Raw genomic sequence first — 18,384 nt, forward strand, 5'->3', positions numbered from 1 at the left:
TTTAGAGGTAACTTTCATGAAGAATATTACTGAAAAATCGCTTTTTGATGTCTTCACACAACATCAAGCCTATCTTTATCGAGCATCTTCAAGATCGGTAAATGAGCTTTTTAGATTTTTTAATACTGAAACAATAGCTATGCTTGATCGTTTGGAGCATTTAATAAAAGAGCTTAATGATACTGAAAGGGCTGCTTTAGCAGGTGGAGAATACACAACTCGTCACCTTAAAAATATTCAACTTGTGATTTCAGATTGGTTTAATTCAATTAACACTGTTTTGCCAGAAATCTTTACTCACTCGGCAATTGCTTTGGCTATATATGAGTCAAACTATATGGCCAAACTATTTGGTAAGGTTATTAAAGATTTAAAGGGAGAACAGCTTTATCAGTCAATAAAACGAGTGCCTTTAGCGGGTGGTGCCCTAGTTGATGAATCCTTAGCTCAAATTAGTGAGAATACCCTCCAGAGAATTGAATATGCCATTCGCGATGGAATGAATACAGGCATGACACCTCAGCAAATTATTAGGCGTATTATTGGTACGAAACGCCTTAAGTATGAAGATGGATTGCTCAACAGTACCAGAATTGATATTGAGCGTATTGTCAGAACCCTGCGGAGCCATATCTCAAATCAGGTCTATTTATATAACTTCAAAAAGTTTAATTTTGAATATGTCAGATTTGTGAGTGTACTTGATGGAAGGACTTCTAAAGTTTGTGCAGCCATTGACGGTTCAATTTGGAAATTGAATGATCCAGCGAAAAGGGTGCCACCTTTGCATCCCAATTGCCGGAGTATTCTGGTTCCTGTTAGTAAGGACGGAAGGCTTGTTGGTAATCGATCTTTTATTATGGATGAAAGAAGGATGCGAGACATTCCTAAAGATGAACGGGCTCAGTTAATGGGTCAAATAGATGCAGATATTTCCTTTAAAGAGTTTTTTAAACTGACCGATAATTTTTTCCAAAAAGAATGGTTAGGCCCTAAACGCTATAAATTATATAAAGAAGGGCAATTTGATTTTGACAAATTCTTTGATCCTAAAGGCCGACTATATACTTTGGATGAGCTAAGGGAACTCGATGAGCGAACCTTTAAAATACTTGGGCTGTAATTTTAAAGGATAACTTGTTACCCTTGTGCGTGAAATTAAGGTGAGATTATGAAATTTATATTCCTCTTTATGAGCGCGATCACTCTTCCATGCTATGCTGCATCTGAAACTATGGAAACGCATTATTGTTATCTTGTGAAAAATGCTGCAAAAGGGGTTATGGATGCGAGACAACATGATGTACCAGTGATTGAACTACAAGAGATTGCTAGTCATCTTGAAGAAGCAGAGGCAAAAGAGCTTTATCAACAAATTATAGATACAGCATATTCTTGTAAGTTATTTGAAGATCCTTTAACCAAGACAAAAGCTGTTGAAGACTTTCAAATGATATGGCATGAAAAATGTTTAGCGAAGAGTTCTATAAGCTGAGCTATATACATAATTAAGACCTGCTCATGGAGTAGGTTTTTTTATTTAATTCAAGCAAATAACAATAAAATTATTAGAAAATAAAAACTATAGATAAAGTGAAATGTTATAAAAATGACTACCAAACTTGAGAGTAATAAAGAACAACTTAATATTTATGACATTAAGATGAAAAAGTTTGTATAACAAAGTGTTTGCAACAAATTAAGAACTCATCCTTTCAATTAACAGATCAAAGTAGTCATTATTGGGGAACTTTGTAGTTTATTTTTACTCTTAATTTCAGCTTAAGGCTTGATCTTTTAGATATTGGCTAATCGGTGAGTATGTTTGGAGAACATGCAGTGATGAGTCATGAGAGTTTATCTAAAAGTTTAAGTAAAGTTCCAGAAGTTACGTTACTGTTCTGGATCATTAAAATTGCTGCTACCACTTTAGGTGAAACTGCTGGAGATGCGCTATCTATGTCCCTTAATTTGGGATATGTAATTAGTACAGTTATTTTCGCAGTGATATTTGCAGTTTTTGTTGGCTTGCAAATTAAAGCCAAAAAATACAATTCATTTTTTTATTGGGCGACCATTATTGCCACGACCACATTAGGAACAACAATTGCCGACTTTGTTGACCGAACTTTAGGTGTGGGTTATGCAGGTGGAAGTTTAATATTGCTTATTTTATTAGGTCTCTCTTTGTTTGTCTGGTATTTAAGCTGCGGCACAATTTCGGTAAAAAGTATTCAATCTGCTAAAAGTGAAGCCTTCTATTGGCTAACCATTATGTTCTCTCAAACATTGGGAACAGCATTAGGTGATTGGACTGCGGATACTCAAGGGTTAGGGTATACCAGCGCTGCTTTAATTTTTGGTACTTTATTACTGGTATTAGCGATCTGCTATTTCTATACCAAAATCTCAAGAACATTATTATTCTGGTTGGCCTTTGTTCTTACTCGACCACTCGGGGCAGTTTTAGGTGATTTCCTCGATAAACCTATCGCGCATGGTGGATTAGAGCTAAGCAGATTTAGCGCATCTTTTGTTTTGTTGGCTTTTATTGTGGTCTGTTTAATGGTCTTTAAACCTAAAGCAGCAGAGACATCACATTAACTTAACTATTAAAAGAGGCTGCATTATTCTGTTGGAGGATGTGGTCTTTTTTTATTTCAGTGCAAAAGGTTAAATGAAATCTTGTTAACATTTTATTTTGGATGTAAAAAAGCCCTTGCTCGAAAGCTAAGGGCTTAGTCATTCATTGATTTAGCAATGAACTATATAAGGCTCATCTCATACTGAGGCTAGTATATATGAAATTGAGTCAATAAAGAAGGTGATGTATAGCATCTTGAAGAGCAACCAAGCCAAACAACTTTATCAAGAGCTTATCAAACCTCATGTTCTTCAAAGCTATTCGAAGGCTCTCTCATTAAGTCCAACGCTATCGAAAATTTCCAAACCACAACACTGGCTAAGCGCGGTAAAGAAGTAGAGAAGGTATTAGTTCGGGTTCTTAATATCATGCAAGGCCAACGTTACATCAAAATTTGTGAGCGAAATCCCACGCAGGAACAATTCTTTTATGGCTGGATTACTAACCGGATCGGCTAACATGAAAGTCTTCAATTGCAAGCGAACTAGATTGGCTTCATTGATTACAGTTCTGTGTATCCTGTTTTCAGGTTGCACACTCATACGATATCTACAAAAGTGCATGTCATTGTTTGTGTGTAGTGTGTGAATTAAAGTCTTTAGGAAAACGCTTTTTTATAGATGGGCGAATAAGTTAAATTGGTTTAAATTTTCTTTAAATATATTTAATTTTAGCTTTAGTATCTATAGGTTAATATAAAGAGCTTTATTGTTATTTTCGTAAAAATAAAAATTAAAAATTGTTTTTAAGCTAATGTTTTTTAAAATTATATATATTTTATATTTACATTAATAAGATTGGATACAGAGGCATGATTTATTATTAAATTTATATCATCTACTTTAAATAAGCTATTTACCCTTTGCGAAGAATATTCAATGAGCGGTATAAATATGGTTGAGTGAAATAATGAATAAATAACCCCAATCTTGAATTTACAAGTAGGGATATAGATTGGAAATGTGAAAAAGCTACCCATAGGTAGAAATACTCATGAATTAAGTTAAAGGATATTGGTATGAAAGCTATTTTAACGAAGAAAATTATTAGCTGTATCGCAATTAGTGGTGTTTTAAGCTTTAGTGCATTTGAGATTATGGCAGCGAATCAACAAACTATAAATGATGGGAAGAATCACTCTAAAATATTAAATGAAAACCATGAAAATTTGACTGATAGTCAAATTTTCAAGATATTAAGTACAGCTAATAATGGTGAAATTAAGCAGGCAAAAACTGCATTGCCAAAACTAAAAATGGATGAAGCTAAGAAATATGCTGAAATGATGATTAAAGAACATTCAGCCAATGAAAAAAATGCACAAGCCTTGGCAAGTCGATTACAGTTGATTTCACAAACCAGTAATCTTAGTGAATCATTGCAAAATGATAGTGATAAAATTGTTAGTAAGCTTAATCAAGTAACATCAGATACTGATAAAAATTACATGATGAGTCAAGTTAAAGTTCACCGTAAAGTTTTGACGATAATTGATAAGCAGTTAATACCAAACACGAAAAATTCTGAATTAAAAAATATGCTCGTACAAACACGTGATGCTGTTGCGAAACACCTAAAAGCAGCTGAAGATATATTTAAAAAGATAAAATAATATACAATTATTATCTTTAAAAAATACATTTAAAAAAGCCTAGTATTAATTAACTAGGCTTTTTTAAATTGCATATACATAAAATCATAATTTCCTTCAGAGCAGTGTAAAACTAGAATGTTATGGGTAATGTTTAATCTAGCGAAATATAATGATTATGGGATAAAGAATGATATAATTGTGAAGACTATTTGAATAAGAATTTTTATTGATGAGAAATACTTTTTATTAATTAATAACATCTCCTTACTTAATAGGGGTATTTGTGAAACATAGCTAAACTAAAGGTGAATTATAATAATTGTCAAGCATATTTCAAAAGTTCTTTTAATATTCTAGCTCTTTTGAAAGATACTAGATTTTAAAATATAGGGAGTAAGAAAATGGTAAATACAAAACAATCAAATTCAATTGGTAATCATACGACTCAAAAAGAGCCATCTTCTAATAGTAATGTATCAAATAGCAAACCATTACAAGACATTTCATCCACAATTGATAATGCTCGTCCAGATTTAAACTCTCCACCGACTAATAACAATCATGTACCCGATATGAATGAAGGTGGAGAGAATTTTGTTGCTACAGGTGCAGGAACCTTGGGAGGAGCGGCGGTAGGTGCTGCATTTGGTGTTGTTGGGGGCCCTCCAGGTGCTGTTGTTGGGGGGATTATTGGTGGTGTGGTGGGAGCAATAGCAGGTAATGATATAGCTCAAACAAATAATCAAAAAGATGATAGTAATGACTGGCAAGAAGAAGATAATTATTGGCGAGAAAACTATAAAAAAATGCCATATTATACTGAAGACAAGAATCTAGAATATGATCGTGATTATCGAGCGGCTTATCGTTTAGGTTATGAAAATCGTGTAGATAATAATGCAGAAATTAATTTTTCCGAGGTTGAATCTAAATTGAAAACTAAATGGGAACAAGTTAAAGGCAGTTCACGTTTACAGTGGGAGGAAGCTAAATTTGCTGTAGAAGATGGATTGAAAAAAATTCATCCTTAAGTCATTTAATACTTAGAAAGTCTCCTCAATGGGGGAGACTTTGCGATAATATACTTTTAAGCTAATTTTTAATTTCAATATCAATAAAAACTTAATGATGGGTTTAATCATAAAATATTAATTATATTTTCATTATTCTTTTTTCTTTAGACATTTAAGCATTTGAACAATTAAGCGGGCGCTCTTCATTTTTCTGCCTTCTTCTTGATAGTACTGTTCAAAAAGGGCATAAAAGGAGATATGGATTTTTCAGACTCAGGATTAGCCTGTTCAGATTGTAATTCTAATAATTTTTTAGTGGCCCATTGTTCACACTCACTCGCAGTATCTCGAGTAGTTGTATAACGTTTGCCTAAATAACGGACAGTGATACGCCACGTGTCTCCGCGCTTAACTGGCTTTTGCATAATAACACTCCAAATTTCGTGGTGTTGCAACGGAAATATAAAGCGTTTTTTAATGCGAATTTTGACTATTTTGAGTAGTCAAAGCTAACCAATAGACAATAAAAAACCACATAATTCTTTCGAATTAAGTGGTTTTTGAATTTTGGAGCGGGAAACGAGACTCGAACTCGCGACCCCAACCTTGGCAAGGTTATGCTCTACCAACTGAGCTATTCCCGCAATGTGAGCACATTATAGAGTGTTTCATTAAACTGTCAACACTCTTGTGATCTAATTGAACGTTTAATCAGCACGGCGCCAAACTGTACCTTGACGGGTGTCTTCGAGAACTACACCTTGCTCAAGTAAAGACTGACGAATAGCATCTGCCTTCGCAAAGTCTTTAGCTTTTTTAGCATCAACACGTTGTTGAATGAAATCTTCAATTTCAGCATCAGACAAAGCAAGCGCTTCTTGTCCAATATCTGATTTTAAGAAATCATCTACATTGTGTTGTACCAAACCTAAAATGTTGGTGAGGTGACGTAATGTCGAATAAAGCACAGCCGCTTGGTCAGCTTGTTCTTCTTTTACAGCACGGTTTAACTCTTTGTTGAGTTCAAACAATACAGCCATTGCTTCAGCCGTATTGAAATCATCACACATTGCATTGTTAAAACGTTCAATAAAGCTGTGATCAAGCGTTTCAGTTGTCGTTTGACCATATACTTGTTGATAAGCTTTAAATGAATGATAGAAGCGAGTTAAAGAAGTTTTTGCTTCTTTAAGCGCTACATCAGAGAAGTTCACAGGGCTACGGTAGTGTGAAGACACAATAAAATAGCGGATCACTTCAGGGTGGAACTTCTCCATCACGTCACGAATCGTAAAGAAGTTGCCTAAAGACTTAGACATCTTTTCACCATCAACGTTAATAAAGCCAACATGCATCCAGTAATTCACATACTGCTCACCAGTTGAGGCTTCACTTTGTGCAATTTCATTTTCATGGTGTGGGAACATTAAATCTGAACCACCACCATGAATGTCAAAGTGGTTACCTAGGCAGCAAGTTGACATTGCAGAACATTCGATGTGCCAACCCGGACGGCCATTACCCCAAGGGGATGCCCAAGACGGTTCATTTTCTTTGGCATGTTTCCAAAGCACAAAGTCAAAAGGATGTTTCTTTTCAACTTCTACATCGACACGCTCACTCGCGCCAGCTTGCATGTCATCAAGCTTACGACCAGAGAGGCGACCATACTTTTCAAATTTGGTGACTTCAAAATAAACATCGCCGTTTGAAGCAGGGTAAGCAGCGCCTTTATTGACCAGATTGCCAATCATGTTTTGCATCTGGTCAATATATTCAGTCGCTTTAGGTGCTTCATCTGGTGCCAAACAGCCTAAGTTCGCTGCATCTTCATTCATAGCATCGATGAAACGAGTGGTGAGCTGTTGAATCGTTTCACCATTTTCATTCGCACGTTTGATGATTTTGTCGTCAATGTCGGTAATGTTGCGAATGTAGCGAACTTTCCAGCCTTGACTGCGCAAGAATCGGATAATGTAGTCAAATGCAACCATAACTCGAGCATGCCCGATATGACAGTAGTCGTAAACGGTCATACCGCAGACGTACATATCGATGTGACCTTCTTTGCGAGGTACAAATTCAACTTTTTTTCGTTGCTCAGAGTTATATAAAACAAACGGTTGCATAAGGGTTTTCAAACACTCAACAAAAATAGTGTTACATCATAACTGATGCATCATTTTTAACAAAGTTTTATGCATGAATTTTATAAGCTTGTGAAATCTTATAAATTTAAAAACGTGTAACTGATTGAGTTATGCTAGAATGCCCCCAAATCTTTTGATTAAAATCACCGATCTCAACCAGAGATCAGATCAATTATTTTGAGTCAAACTCGTATGCCTAATCCTACAGATTTCCAAAGCAGTGCATTAGCTACATTGCGTATTGAGCAACAAGCCATAGATGTATTAGCAACACAAATTGATGACCGTTTTAACCGTGCTTGCGAAGTACTGTTGCAGTGTAAAGGTCGTGTTGTGATTACAGGTATGGGTAAATCTGGGCATATTGGTCGAAAAATGGCGGCAACATTTGCCTCTACAGGTACGCCGTCTTTCTTTATGCATCCTGGTGAAGCGGGCCATGGCGATTTAGGTATGCTGGTTCGCGGTGATGTACTTATTGCAATTTCCAACTCAGGAAAAAGCGATGAAATCATGATGCTTATGCCGCTTATTAAACATCTCGGCGTACCGATGATTACGATTAGTCGTGATGATAAAGGCCCAATGCCGCAAAATGCTGATATCGCTTTAACTCTAGGTGAGTCGGATGAAGCTTGCCCTTTAGGCTTGGCTCCTACTTCAAGTACGACAGCGACTTTGGTTTTAGGCGACGCTTTAGCGGTTGCTTTGCTTGAAGCACGCGGTTTTACTGCTGATGATTTTGCACGTTCGCATCCAGCAGGGGCATTAGGTAAGCGTTTACTTTTACATGTAAAACATTTAATGCATACAGGTGACGAGTTACCAAAAGTTTCACCTGAGACTCCAATGAATCAAGTGCTTTACGAGATTTCAAATAAGCGTTTAGGTTTAACGACAATTGTTGATGAACAAGACCACTTGCTTGGTATTTTTACAGATGGAGACTTACGTCGTCTCATCGATAAACAGCAAGGGTTTGATGTGAATTTACCTGTGTCTGAGGTCATGACCAAAAAACCGTCAACTATTTCTCAAGAAGCACGTGCTGTAGAAGCGTTACAACAACTTAACCAGAAAAAAATCAGTCAGTTTGTGGTGGTCGACGACCAAAATAAAGTGATTGGGGTAATTAGTATGCATGATCTTATTCAGGCAGGGGTGAATTAATCCATGGCATCGTATGCATTGTTAGAACAAGCACGTCATTTGCAGGCATTGGTTCTGGATGTTGATGGTATTTTAAGTGATGGCTTTGTGACGTTAACCAACACGGGTGATGAAATTAAATCATTCGATATTCGTGATGGTTTGGGTATGAAACTTGCGCAACAAGCGGGTATGAAAGTCATCATTATTACTGGCCGAAAAAGTAATATCGTCGGTAAACGCATGTCTGATTTAGGTGTTGATTTAGTTTTTCAAGGCCGTGAAGACAAAGGCTCAGCACTTCGTGAAGCATGTGCACAGTTTAATATTTTGCCTTCAGATTGCTTATATATGGGCGATGATTGGCCAGATCTTTCAGCATTTGCGATTGCAGGAATGAGTGTTACCGTTCCAAACGGACATGAAGAAGTACGCCGCCGTGCGCACTTAGTGACCCAAGCAATGGGTGGTCGTGGAGCTGTTCGTGAAGTCTGTGATATGTTGCTGATCGCAAAAGGCATTTACCAAGAACTTCTTGAAAAATATCTTGCAGTACCGCATTAATAACAAGATTACTTAAAAAGGTAGGCTATTCCTGCTCATGGATACCAGAGTTTTATATATTGTTGCTGTAGTAGTTGCTGCTGTGAGTGGTGGTTATTACTACTATAGTGGCAAGGCAAAAAAACTGGACATTGGTTCGGCGAAGAATATGACGTATTCGGCGCAGGGCGTCCATTTGACTCAAACTGATGACAAAGGCAATTTGTATATTCGTGCTGAAGTTCGTCAGCTTGAGCAGGATATGCAACAAAAAACTTCAAAGTTGGATCAACTTAACGCCTCTATGTATAAATTAGGTAAAGTTGATGCAACATTCTTTGCTAAACAAGCTTATGGATATGATGATAATCAAAAGGTTGTGTTATCGGGCGATGTGGTCGCAACCAAGATTGCACCTCAAGGAACCATTGAGTTCCAAACCGATGAACTAACAGGTTATCCAAAAACCAGAGACATTGAAACAAACCATCAAGTGGTTGTTCAGTCTCCACAAGGCGAGTTTGTGAGTAAAGGATTAAAAGGCAATTTGAATAACGGTCAGTACGAATTTTTTAATATTCGAGGAAAGTATGCACCAAAGTCTTAATTTAAAACGTTCTTCAGCTTTCCTAAAACAAGCTGCGGTAATTACATTCGTTGCTTTATCATCTGCTTCGACTTTTGCTTTGCCGTCTGACCGTAATCAACAAATTTCATTGGTCGCAGACCGTGCAACTTATAATGACAAAACTGGTTTGACCACTTACACGGGTAATGTTGTGATTGAGCAAGGTACGATGAAGCTTCAAGCTGACTCAATTGTTGCCAATCTAAACTCGAAACGTGAAATTCAAGTGATTACTGCCAAAGGCCGACCAGCTAAGTTCCAACAGCAAATCAATGCCAATAAAGGTGTTGCACGTGGTGAAGGGCAAACGATTGTCTATAATGCAGATACAGGCATTATTACTCTGTCTGGCGGCGCATACTTATACCAAGATGGTTCAAGTATTCGTGGTAATTCTCTGAAATATAGTATGAACAAAGGTGATGTTGAAGCTCAAGGTTCTTCTTCAAACCGTGTACAAATTATTATTCCACCTTCAAGTTCTAAAAGTTTCCCAGGAGCGCGTGACTAATGCAGCAAGCTCTTCAACAACCGCAAACTTTGTGTATTAAGCACTTAGCCAAAAACTATAGTAAGCGTTGGGTTGTCAAAGACGTCTCTTTTAGTATGCAAAGTGGACAGATTGTTGGTTTGCTTGGTCCTAACGGTGCCGGAAAAACGACCAGTTTCTATATGGTCGTTGGACTTGTGCGTATGGATAAGGGCGAGATTCATCTTGATGACCTGGATATGTCAGACTTAGCGATGCATGAGCGTGCGCGTAAAGGTATTGGTTATTTGCCTCAAGAAGCTTCTATCTTTAGAAAGTTGACGATTGCTGAAAATATTATGTCGATCTTAGAGACGCGTAAAGATTTGAATAAGCAACAACGTCAACAACGTCTTCATGAGTTGTTAAACGACTTTAAAATTAGTCATATCAAAGATTCATTAGGAATGAGTGTATCGGGTGGTGAACGCCGCCGTGCGGAAATTGCGCGTGCTTTGGCAGCAGACCCTAAATTTATGCTATTGGATGAGCCATTTGCGGGTGTCGATCCAATTTCAGTGGGCGATATTAAAGATATTATCCAAACATTAAAAGATCGTGGTATTGGTGTACTCATTACCGATCACAACGTTCGTGAAACTTTGGCAATCTGTGAACGTGCTTATATCGTAAGTGAAGGCTCGGTAATTGCTGAAGGCACACCACAAGAAATTTTAGACAATGAACAGGTACGTAAAGTCTATTTGGGTGATGATTTTACAGTTTAATTAAAGTCATTAATCTAATTGGTTAAAAAGAGGTCAAGGCCTCTTTTTTGTTTTTTGAAGTTTTATGAATAAAAACAAATATATATACCTCTCATTTAATAAAAAAATAATGTGTGATTTATTCGACCAATTATGCTGTTTTCATTGAAAAACTATGTAGAATGGAGATGCTTTTAAACGATAACAAACAAGATCAACAAGATAAGCATGATTGGACATAACCAGAAAAGAGTGAAAGGGAAATGTAGAAAGCAGGCTTTCCTGAAAGGGCTGATGCTTTTAAGTACACTACATGTTCCTGTTGTGATATACGCTGCTAAACCAAGTGAGCAATACCACACCCTGAAAGAAAACTTGTCACAACTTTTTGTCCCTAAAAGTAGTGATGATTTTAAAGTTGCCAAGATGCACGAGCTTAGTAATTTCAAGCTAGATCGTTCTATTGTGCAGGAATTTCCAACTGTTCAACTTAATGATAAGTCGGCTTCATCTTTTTCCAACTTGCCATCTCGAACGATGACATTGCAAGATGCGGTAAAAATTGCCATTCAGCGTAGTCCAGATATTTCACAATCTATTGCAACTTTAGCAGGTCAAAATTCAGGAGTTGACGTTGCTAAAGCCGGTTACTATCCCCAGCTGGCTGGAGGAATTTCAACTGGTGATTTAAGCACTGGCGAGCGTGGTAGGCAGCTACTCACTTTAAGTGCTACTCAAATGCTCTATGACTTTGGTAAGGTCAAATCAGGTGTGAATGTTGAACAGGCTAAAGTTCAGGTTGAACAAGCGAATGTTTTAGTCAGTGTTGATACTCTAGCATTGGATGTTGCACAAACTATTGTGAATATTCAGCGTTATCTTCAACTTAATAAAATTGCTGAGCAGCAAATTGCCGGTATTCAACGCATTCAAGACATTGCTAATCTACGAGCAAACGCCGGTGTCGCGAGTCAGGCAGATCCAATTCAGGCGCAATCATACTTACAAGCAGCGCAGTCGACCTTAATTGCGCAGCAATCATTGTTACGTCAATATCAACAGCATTTAAGAACGTTACTCGGTGCAGATGTTACTCGCACTGGTTGGATTATTTCCGAAGATCTCGTGAAGCAATCTGATCTTTATGGTGAGCCTGAGTTTAATACTATTCCTAAAATGATTGCCGCACAGGCAAGTGTAGAGGTTGCTAAAGCACAAAAAGAACAAACCCGTTTAACACGTTATCCGACCTTAGCTGTTAAAGGCTCGGTCAGTCAGGCGATTAATGGTAAAAATCCAAATAATGATAAGGATGATGGCTTATATAGTTCAGTCATGTTGGAAGCAACAAGTCAGTTTTATCAAGGTGGTGCAACCGCTTCACAAGTAAAAATGGCAAGTTATGCTGAAGAAGCGGCTAAATCTAAAGTCAATTCCGTTTATCTGGATGTGCTGGATCAAATTAGAACAAGTCGTGAACAAATTGAAAATAAACAACGTCAAATGCAGGTTTTGGCAAGTCGCCAAGCAACGACGGTTCGTACACGTGAACTCTACCAAGAGCAATATAAGCTCGGTACCCGTTCACTGGTCGATTTATTAAATGCTGAACAAGCCATTCATAGTGCCAACTCAGAACTCGAATCAGCACGTTATGACATTTATAACAGCATTGTTCAATACATTGCAGCAACAGGACGTTCCCGCCAAGCCTATGGCTTAAATAATATTTCAATTCAGGGGTTCGAAGTACAACCATGATGACAAAAATAAATTACCAGCCTTGGTTACAGGCGGTCTTAACTATTGCCAAACACTACCGAATCGAACCGTCAGAAGAAAGAATTCGTTTACAACTCGACTGGAACCAAAACCAGAATCTAGATGATGTCTTGCAATTAATGACGCGTCAGGTCGGTCTTAATCTTCGTAAAGCACCATTTTCTTTAGACTTATTAAACCATGGCGTTTACCGGTTATGGTGGAGTTTAATGATGGACAAGTCGGTGTAATCGATAAAGCAGATACGCAAGGTAATGTGAGCATTCAGTTTAGTGGAGATCAAGGTCTTTCACAAAACTTATCTTTAGACGTACTAAAAACGACACTTAAAAATGTCTATATTTTACGCCCTGAAACGTCTATTCCAGACGCCCGTATTGATGAATATATCAAGCCATACGAAGCCAACTGGTTCTGGTCGATTGTTTTAAGAGACTGGAAACGTTATATCGATATTATGTTTGCCTCTTTAATTGCCAATATTTTGGCATTGGCAACCATTATTTTCTCAATGCAAGTCTATGACCGTGTTGTGCCATCTCAGTCAATCCCAACCTTATGGGTGCTGGCAGGTGGTGTACTCATTGCGGCTCTTTTCGAGTTTACCTTACGCGTTTCGAGAGTGTATTTATCCGATATTATTGGTAAGCGTGCCGACTTGCGTGTCTCAGACCGTGTATTTGGCCATGCTTTACGTATCAAAAATAAAGACCGCTCTAAATCTACCGGTAGTTTTATTTCCCAGATTCGTGAACTCGAAGGTGTTCGTGAGTTGGTAACCTCAACTACTATTAGTGCAATTGCCGATTTCCCATTCTTTTTCTTGTTCCTGATTATCTTTGCGATTATTGGAGGAAAATTATTCTGGGTTATGTTGCTTGTTGTGCCGCTTATGATTTTGCCGGGTGTTCTGGTACAAAAGAAATTGGCTCAACTTGCACAAGAAGGTATGAGAGAGTCTTCAATTCGTAACGCAATACTTGTAGAAGCAGTACAGGGTATTGAAGACATCAAGTTATTACGTGCTGAATCACGTTTCCAAAACCAATGGAACCACATGAATGAAGTTTCAGCCGACATTGGTATGAGACAGCGTAAAATTGTTGGTACTTTAATGGCTTGGACCCAAATGGTTCAGGGTTTAACTTACGCTATTGTGGTGTTAGTGGGCTGTTTTGCGGTAATGGATGGGGAAATGACCACGGGTGCGCTCGTTGCGTGTTCAATTCTTTCTTCACGTATGTTGGCACCGATTGCACAAATTACAGGGGTATTAGGTCGTTTACAGCAAGCAAAAGTTGCTAAACAAAGTCTTGATGAACTCATGCAGCGCCCAATTGATCAGGCTGATCGTGCACATTTGGTTCATAAAGCTGTTTTAAACGGTAATTACGAATTAAAAAATGTCATGTTCCAATACGGGGATGATGACCCAAAACCAAGTCTGGCAATTCGCCATTTGCAAATTCGTGCGGGTGAAAAGATTGCAATTTTAGGTCGTAATGGAGCTGGTAAATCGACATTACTTCAACTCTTATCTGGCATGCAATCTCCGACTCAAGGTGCTGTGCATCTGGACGGTTTAGATCTGTCTTTAATTGACCCATCCGACGTACGTCGTGATATGGGATTACTCAACCAGAATGCTCATTTATTTTACGGAACAATCCGTGAAAACCTGACCTTAGGTGCACCACTTGCAACCGATGAGGATATTCTTCGTGCTTTGGTCGTGACAGGTGCATTACCTTTCATTCAAGAGAAAAAAGAAGGGCTGGATCACCTCATTTTAGAAGGTGGTGTCGGTTTCTCTGGTGGTCAAAAACAAGCTTTATTACTTGCACGTTTATTAATACGTCAACCGAATATTCTATTACTCGATGAACCAACAGCAGCCATTGATGATGTTGCCGAGAAGCAACTCATTGATCACCTTAAAGGATGGTTGGCGCATCGTACATTGATTGTGGCAACACACCGCCGCGCTGTTTTAGAACTGGTCGATCGTATTATTGTCGTGAATGAGGGCAAGATCGTGATGGATGGACCAAGAGATCAAGTACTTAATCAATCAACAGCCCAACAAAAACAAGTAAGCCAAGGGGGATAATTCATGAGCGAACAACAACAAGAACTCACCCGTTCAATGAATGTATCTTATAGTGAACCACCATTACCACGTGCCAGTTTGGTCATTTGGATTGTGGGGATTGGACTCGTTATTTTCTTTATTTGGGCATGGTTTTTCCAATTAGAAGAAGTGTCTACAGGTACAGGTAAAGTCATTCCATCATCTAAAGAACAGGTTATTCAGTCTTTAGAAGGCGGTATTTTAACTAAATTAAATGTACAAGAAGGTGACATTGTTCAAAAAGGTCAAATCCTTGCTCAATTGGACCCCACTCGTTTTGCTTCGAATGTAGGTGAATCAAGATCTTTATTAATTGCAGCTCAGGCAACAGCGGCACGTTTACGTGCAGAAGTGAATGGTACACCGTTAGTTTTTCCTGAAATTGTAGCGAAAGATCCGAAGCTTGTACGCGAAGAGACTGCTTTATATGAGTCTCGCAGGGCTGATTTACAGCAAACGCTTTCTGGCTTGAAGCAAGCATTACAGTTGGTTCAACAAGAATTAGCGATGACTGAACCTTTAGTTGCCAAAGGCGCTGCCAGTGAGGTTGAGGTTTTACGTTTACGCCGTGAAGCAAATGATTTGCAAAATAAAATGAACGATGCACGTAACCAATATTACGTTAAAGCACGTGAAGAGTTATCTAAAGCAAATACTGACACTCAAACTCAACAACAGGTCGTGATGGGCCGTAATGACAGTTTAGAGCGTGCCGTATTTAGAGCACCTGTACGCGGCGTTGTAAAAGAAATTACAGTAACAACTCATGGTGGTGTCGTTCCGCAAAATGGTAAGTTAATGACGATTGTTCCAATTGATGAACAGTTACTGATTGAAGCTCGCATTTTGCCACGTGACATTGCATTCATTCGCCCTGGTCAGGAAGCTTTAGTAAAGATTACAGCTTATGATTATTCAATTTATGGTGGTTTAAAAGGTAAAGTTACCGTTATTTCTCCGGACACGATTCGTGATGAAGTTAAACAGGATCAATTCTACTATCGCGTTTATATCCGAACTGATACAGACAAGCTCTACAATAAACAAGGTAAGGCTTTTGGTATTACACCGGGTATGGTGGCAACGGTAGATATTCGTACTGGTGAGAAAACTGTACTCGATTACTTGCTTAAACCGTTTAATAAAGCGAAAGAAGCATTACGAGAAAGATAACAGAAGAAGCCCCGAAATTCGGGGCTTTTTTTATAGGTTCGCTTCTATTAAATTCACGTTATAATTTGATTTTTATTATGCTTTATTTAATTTATGGCTTTTACGATTGCAGCACCGGTTACATTTGAAGAAGAAATTAAAAAAAGTAGATTTCAGGCAATTGCTGCGCCAGTAGAAAATGAACAGCAAGTGAAAGAATTTTTAGAATTAAATAAAGATATATCGACCACACATCAATGTTGGGCTTGGAAAATTGGGCATAATGTTCGCTTTAATGATGATGGTGAGCCATCAGGTACAGCAGGGCGTCCAATCCTGGCAACTATTGAAGGCAACGACTTAACTAATATTATCGTCATGGTGAACCGCTGGTATGGTGGTATAAAACTGGGAACTGGTGGTTTAGTAAGGGCCTATAGCGGTTGTGCTGGGCAATCCTTATTGTTAGCTGAGCGAATTGAACTTATTGAAAAGAAGACCATTCACTTTTCTTGTCATTTTAATGAATGGGCTATTTTTCAATATGAGCTTACGCAGCAGCAAATTGATTTTCAGGAAACCTATACTGCAACAGGGGTAGATATTGAAGCTAGATTACAAATTCACCAGATTGAGCCACTTGCCTTAAAGCTCCGTGATGTCACTCGTGGCCGAGAAGAATTAAAAGTTGAGGAGGAATTAACTGATGACTGATTCCTTACTTAAATACCGTGAGCAACATAAGCATCGTTTAAATTATATGCCATGGCTATATTGGACTTTAAAGCCCAAACACCGTGTCTGGGCAGAAGAATGGCAAAAAGAATATCAGGCTTATTTAATGGATATGGAAACAGTCGAGATCGGGGAGAACTGTTTTATTTCACCGTTAGCCCATATTTTTGCCGAGCCGGGTCGGAAAATTAAAATTGGTGACAATTGTTTTATTGCGGCAGATTGTAGTTTGCATGGTCCGCTTGAGATTGGTAACGAAGTTGCTATTAACCACCACTGTATTTTAGATGGTGGTCGAGCTGGTATAAAACTGCACGATCAAGTTCGTATTGCTGCTTATTGTCATCTATATGCCTTTGACCATGGTATGCAACTAGACCGTCCGCTATATCAACAGCCTGTTCGTTCACAGGGAATCGAAATTGAAAAAGATGTTTGGTTAGGCGCGCATGTGGGAGTTAAAGACGGAATTAAAATTGGTAAACACGCTGTAGTTGGTATGAATAGTATGGTGACAAAAGATGTGGAGCCGTACCATATAGTGGGTGGAAACCCAGCAAAATTTATCCGTTTAAGAGAATAATACAGTCTTAAGAATGTAATAAAATGTTTGATCTTTAAACAAAAAAGTGGATTTTAATACATAAACCTTAACATACGGATTTTTATCTATGTTAAGTTAAAGCTAAGTTATAGAAAAATCTCCAAGGCAAATAGACCTGAAGAAGAGAGGCAAAAATGAACCGTGTTATTGCGTGTATTGACTCATCACCTTGTATTAATGCTATTGCAGATGCAGCGGCTTGGGTTGCGAAAGCAACTGGACGAGAGCTTGTGTTATTACAAATTCTAGATTACTACCCAGCAAGTTATCACTTAGGTGAAATAAGTGGTGTAATCGGCTTTGAAAGCAATGCAATGTTGCTTAAAGAGTTGGCTGAATTAGAGCAAAAACAAAGTGAACTCGCTTTGGATTACAGCAATAACTTACTCAGACATATCTCTGATCTAATTAAAGAAAAACACGGAATTACATGCTCCAAAATTAAGGAAAAAGGGGATTTTCTAGAGCAAAGTTTCAATCTCTTGCATGAAAACGATATTGTTATTTTAGGGCGGGTGGGTGAAAGAGCTGCCGAAAAGCATAAACCAATTGGTAGCAATGTCGAAAACTTCATTCGAGGCGCAAATTGCACGGTTCTGACTATTGGTGAAAACTTCAAAGTACCGACACGTTTTATATTTGCTTATGAATATTCTCCTACCTGTCAAAAAATGATGCGCCGTATTGCACAAAGTGATTTATTACGGACTTTACAGTGCCATTTAGTGTATGTGGGCGATCATCCTGAAATATTGAATGAACCAGAACATTTCCTTAAAGAAGCTGGCCTAGATGTAGTCACCGTTTACCGATATGGTGACGTTGCCCAGAATATTCTTGAGTACCAACAAGAACACGGTATTCAGATTATTGTGCTCGGTGCATTTAGCCATAGCAAAATTCATCAGTTCTTCTTGGGAAGTATTGCAACGACCATATTCCGAAACGCGACTGTGCCATTACTTGTGGCTAAATGATGAGATCAGCATATAGTTATCCGCAAATCTTGTGGATAACTATATG

At 38.1% G+C, this 18,384-nt stretch carries 16 protein-coding genes, 1 tRNA gene and 3 pseudogenes; 17 read left to right on the forward strand and 3 right to left on the reverse strand.

Annotated features, from left to right (window positions below):
* Positions 1-16: 16 nt before the first annotated feature.
* The 6 genes and pseudogenes from J576_RS14210 (at position 17) to J576_RS14230 (ending at position 5,269) form a co-directional block, all read left to right on the forward strand.
* Positions 17-1,123, forward strand: a complete 1,107-nt coding sequence (locus J576_RS14210; protein WP_002048747.1) for a minor capsid protein — start codon at positions 17-19, stop codon at positions 1,121-1,123.
* A 48-nt stretch (positions 1,124-1,171) separates the two neighbouring features.
* Positions 1,172-1,495, forward strand: coding sequence for a hypothetical protein (locus J576_RS14215; protein ID WP_002048787.1), 324 nt, complete (start codon positions 1,172-1,174; stop codon positions 1,493-1,495).
* Positions 1,496-1,842: 347 nt separating this feature from the next.
* A complete protein-coding gene (locus J576_RS14220; protein ID WP_033846173.1) occupies positions 1,843-2,604 on the forward strand; it encodes a COG4705 family protein in 762 nt (253 codons plus the stop codon).
* A 348-nt stretch (positions 2,605-2,952) separates the two neighbouring features.
* Positions 2,953-3,102 (forward strand): annotated as a pseudogene (locus J576_RS19850) (putative peptidoglycan-binding domain-containing protein); the annotation flags it as partial.
* Positions 3,103-3,662: 560 nt separating this feature from the next.
* Positions 3,663-4,256: a DUF4142 domain-containing protein gene (locus J576_RS14225; RefSeq protein WP_002051046.1), complete on the forward strand. Its 594-nt coding sequence runs from the start codon at positions 3,663-3,665 to the stop codon at positions 4,254-4,256.
* A gap of 383 nt (positions 4,257-4,639) precedes the next feature.
* Positions 4,640-5,269: a hypothetical protein gene (locus J576_RS14230; protein WP_002051022.1), complete on the forward strand. Its 630-nt coding sequence runs from the start codon at positions 4,640-4,642 to the stop codon at positions 5,267-5,269.
* Positions 5,270-5,410: 141 nt separating this feature from the next.
* Here the strand turns inward: J576_RS14230 and J576_RS19855 are convergent.
* From J576_RS19855 to cysS, 3 genes and pseudogenes are all read right to left on the reverse strand, one after another.
* Positions 5,411-5,676 (reverse strand): annotated as a pseudogene (locus J576_RS19855) (tyrosine-type recombinase/integrase); the annotation flags it as partial.
* Between the two features lie 143 nt (positions 5,677-5,819).
* A tRNA-Gly gene (locus J576_RS14240) sits at positions 5,820-5,895 on the reverse strand.
* A 63-nt stretch (positions 5,896-5,958) separates the two neighbouring features.
* Positions 5,959-7,380, reverse strand: a complete 1,422-nt coding sequence (gene cysS, locus J576_RS14245; RefSeq protein WP_002051061.1) for a cysteine--tRNA ligase — start codon at positions 7,378-7,380, stop codon at positions 5,959-5,961.
* Between the two features lie 213 nt (positions 7,381-7,593).
* On the opposite strand from cysS, the gene J576_RS14250 reads away from it, so the two are divergent.
* The 11 genes and pseudogenes from J576_RS14250 (at position 7,594) to J576_RS14300 (ending at position 18,338) form a co-directional block, all read left to right on the forward strand.
* Positions 7,594-8,571, forward strand: a complete 978-nt coding sequence (locus tag J576_RS14250; RefSeq protein ID WP_002051059.1) for a KpsF/GutQ family sugar-phosphate isomerase — start codon at positions 7,594-7,596, stop codon at positions 8,569-8,571.
* A 3-nt stretch (positions 8,572-8,574) separates the two neighbouring features.
* Entirely contained in the window at positions 8,575-9,114 is a 540-nt protein-coding gene (locus J576_RS14255) for a KdsC family phosphatase (RefSeq protein ID WP_002051072.1), read from the forward strand.
* Positions 9,115-9,151: 37 nt separating this feature from the next.
* Positions 9,152-9,700, forward strand: coding sequence for an LPS export ABC transporter periplasmic protein LptC (lptC, locus tag J576_RS14260; RefSeq protein WP_002051045.1), 549 nt, complete (start codon positions 9,152-9,154; stop codon positions 9,698-9,700).
* Positions 9,684-10,232: a lipopolysaccharide transport periplasmic protein LptA gene (gene lptA / locus J576_RS14265; protein ID WP_002051027.1), complete on the forward strand. Its 549-nt coding sequence runs from the start codon at positions 9,684-9,686 to the stop codon at positions 10,230-10,232. The genes lptC and lptA overlap by 17 nt, the downstream gene beginning before the upstream one ends.
* Positions 10,232-10,978, forward strand: a complete 747-nt coding sequence (gene lptB, locus J576_RS14270; RefSeq protein WP_002051056.1) for an LPS export ABC transporter ATP-binding protein — start codon at positions 10,232-10,234, stop codon at positions 10,976-10,978. Before lptA ends, lptB begins: the two co-directional genes overlap by 1 nt.
* Before the next feature lie 207 nt (positions 10,979-11,185).
* A complete protein-coding gene (locus J576_RS14275; RefSeq protein ID WP_002051065.1) occupies positions 11,186-12,718 on the forward strand; it encodes a TolC family protein in 1,533 nt (510 codons plus the stop codon).
* Positions 12,715-14,849: pseudogene (locus J576_RS14280) on the forward strand (type I secretion system permease/ATPase). The gene J576_RS14275 and the pseudogene J576_RS14280 overlap by 4 nt, the downstream one beginning before the upstream one ends.
* Positions 14,850-14,852: 3 nt before the next feature.
* Positions 14,853-16,043 (forward strand): HlyD family type I secretion periplasmic adaptor subunit, encoded by a 1,191-nt coding sequence (locus J576_RS14285; RefSeq protein ID WP_002051055.1) that lies wholly within the window; start codon positions 14,853-14,855, stop codon positions 16,041-16,043.
* A gap of 93 nt (positions 16,044-16,136) precedes the next feature.
* On the forward strand, positions 16,137-16,736 hold the full coding sequence (locus tag J576_RS14290) for an IMPACT family protein (RefSeq protein ID WP_002051029.1): 600 nt from the start codon (positions 16,137-16,139) through the stop codon (positions 16,734-16,736).
* Positions 16,729-17,340, forward strand: coding sequence for a chloramphenicol acetyltransferase CAT (locus J576_RS14295; protein ID WP_002051025.1), 612 nt, complete (start codon positions 16,729-16,731; stop codon positions 17,338-17,340). The genes J576_RS14290 and J576_RS14295 overlap by 8 nt, the downstream gene beginning before the upstream one ends.
* A gap of 155 nt (positions 17,341-17,495) precedes the next feature.
* Positions 17,496-18,338 (forward strand): universal stress protein, encoded by an 843-nt coding sequence (locus tag J576_RS14300; protein ID WP_033855645.1) that lies wholly within the window; start codon positions 17,496-17,498, stop codon positions 18,336-18,338.
* The last annotated feature ends 46 nt before the right edge of the window (positions 18,339-18,384 follow it).

The sequence above is a fragment of the Acinetobacter sp. 766875 genome (assembly GCF_000582055.1).
GTDB classification, from domain to species: Bacteria; Pseudomonadota; Gammaproteobacteria; order Pseudomonadales; family Moraxellaceae; genus Acinetobacter; species Acinetobacter nosocomialis.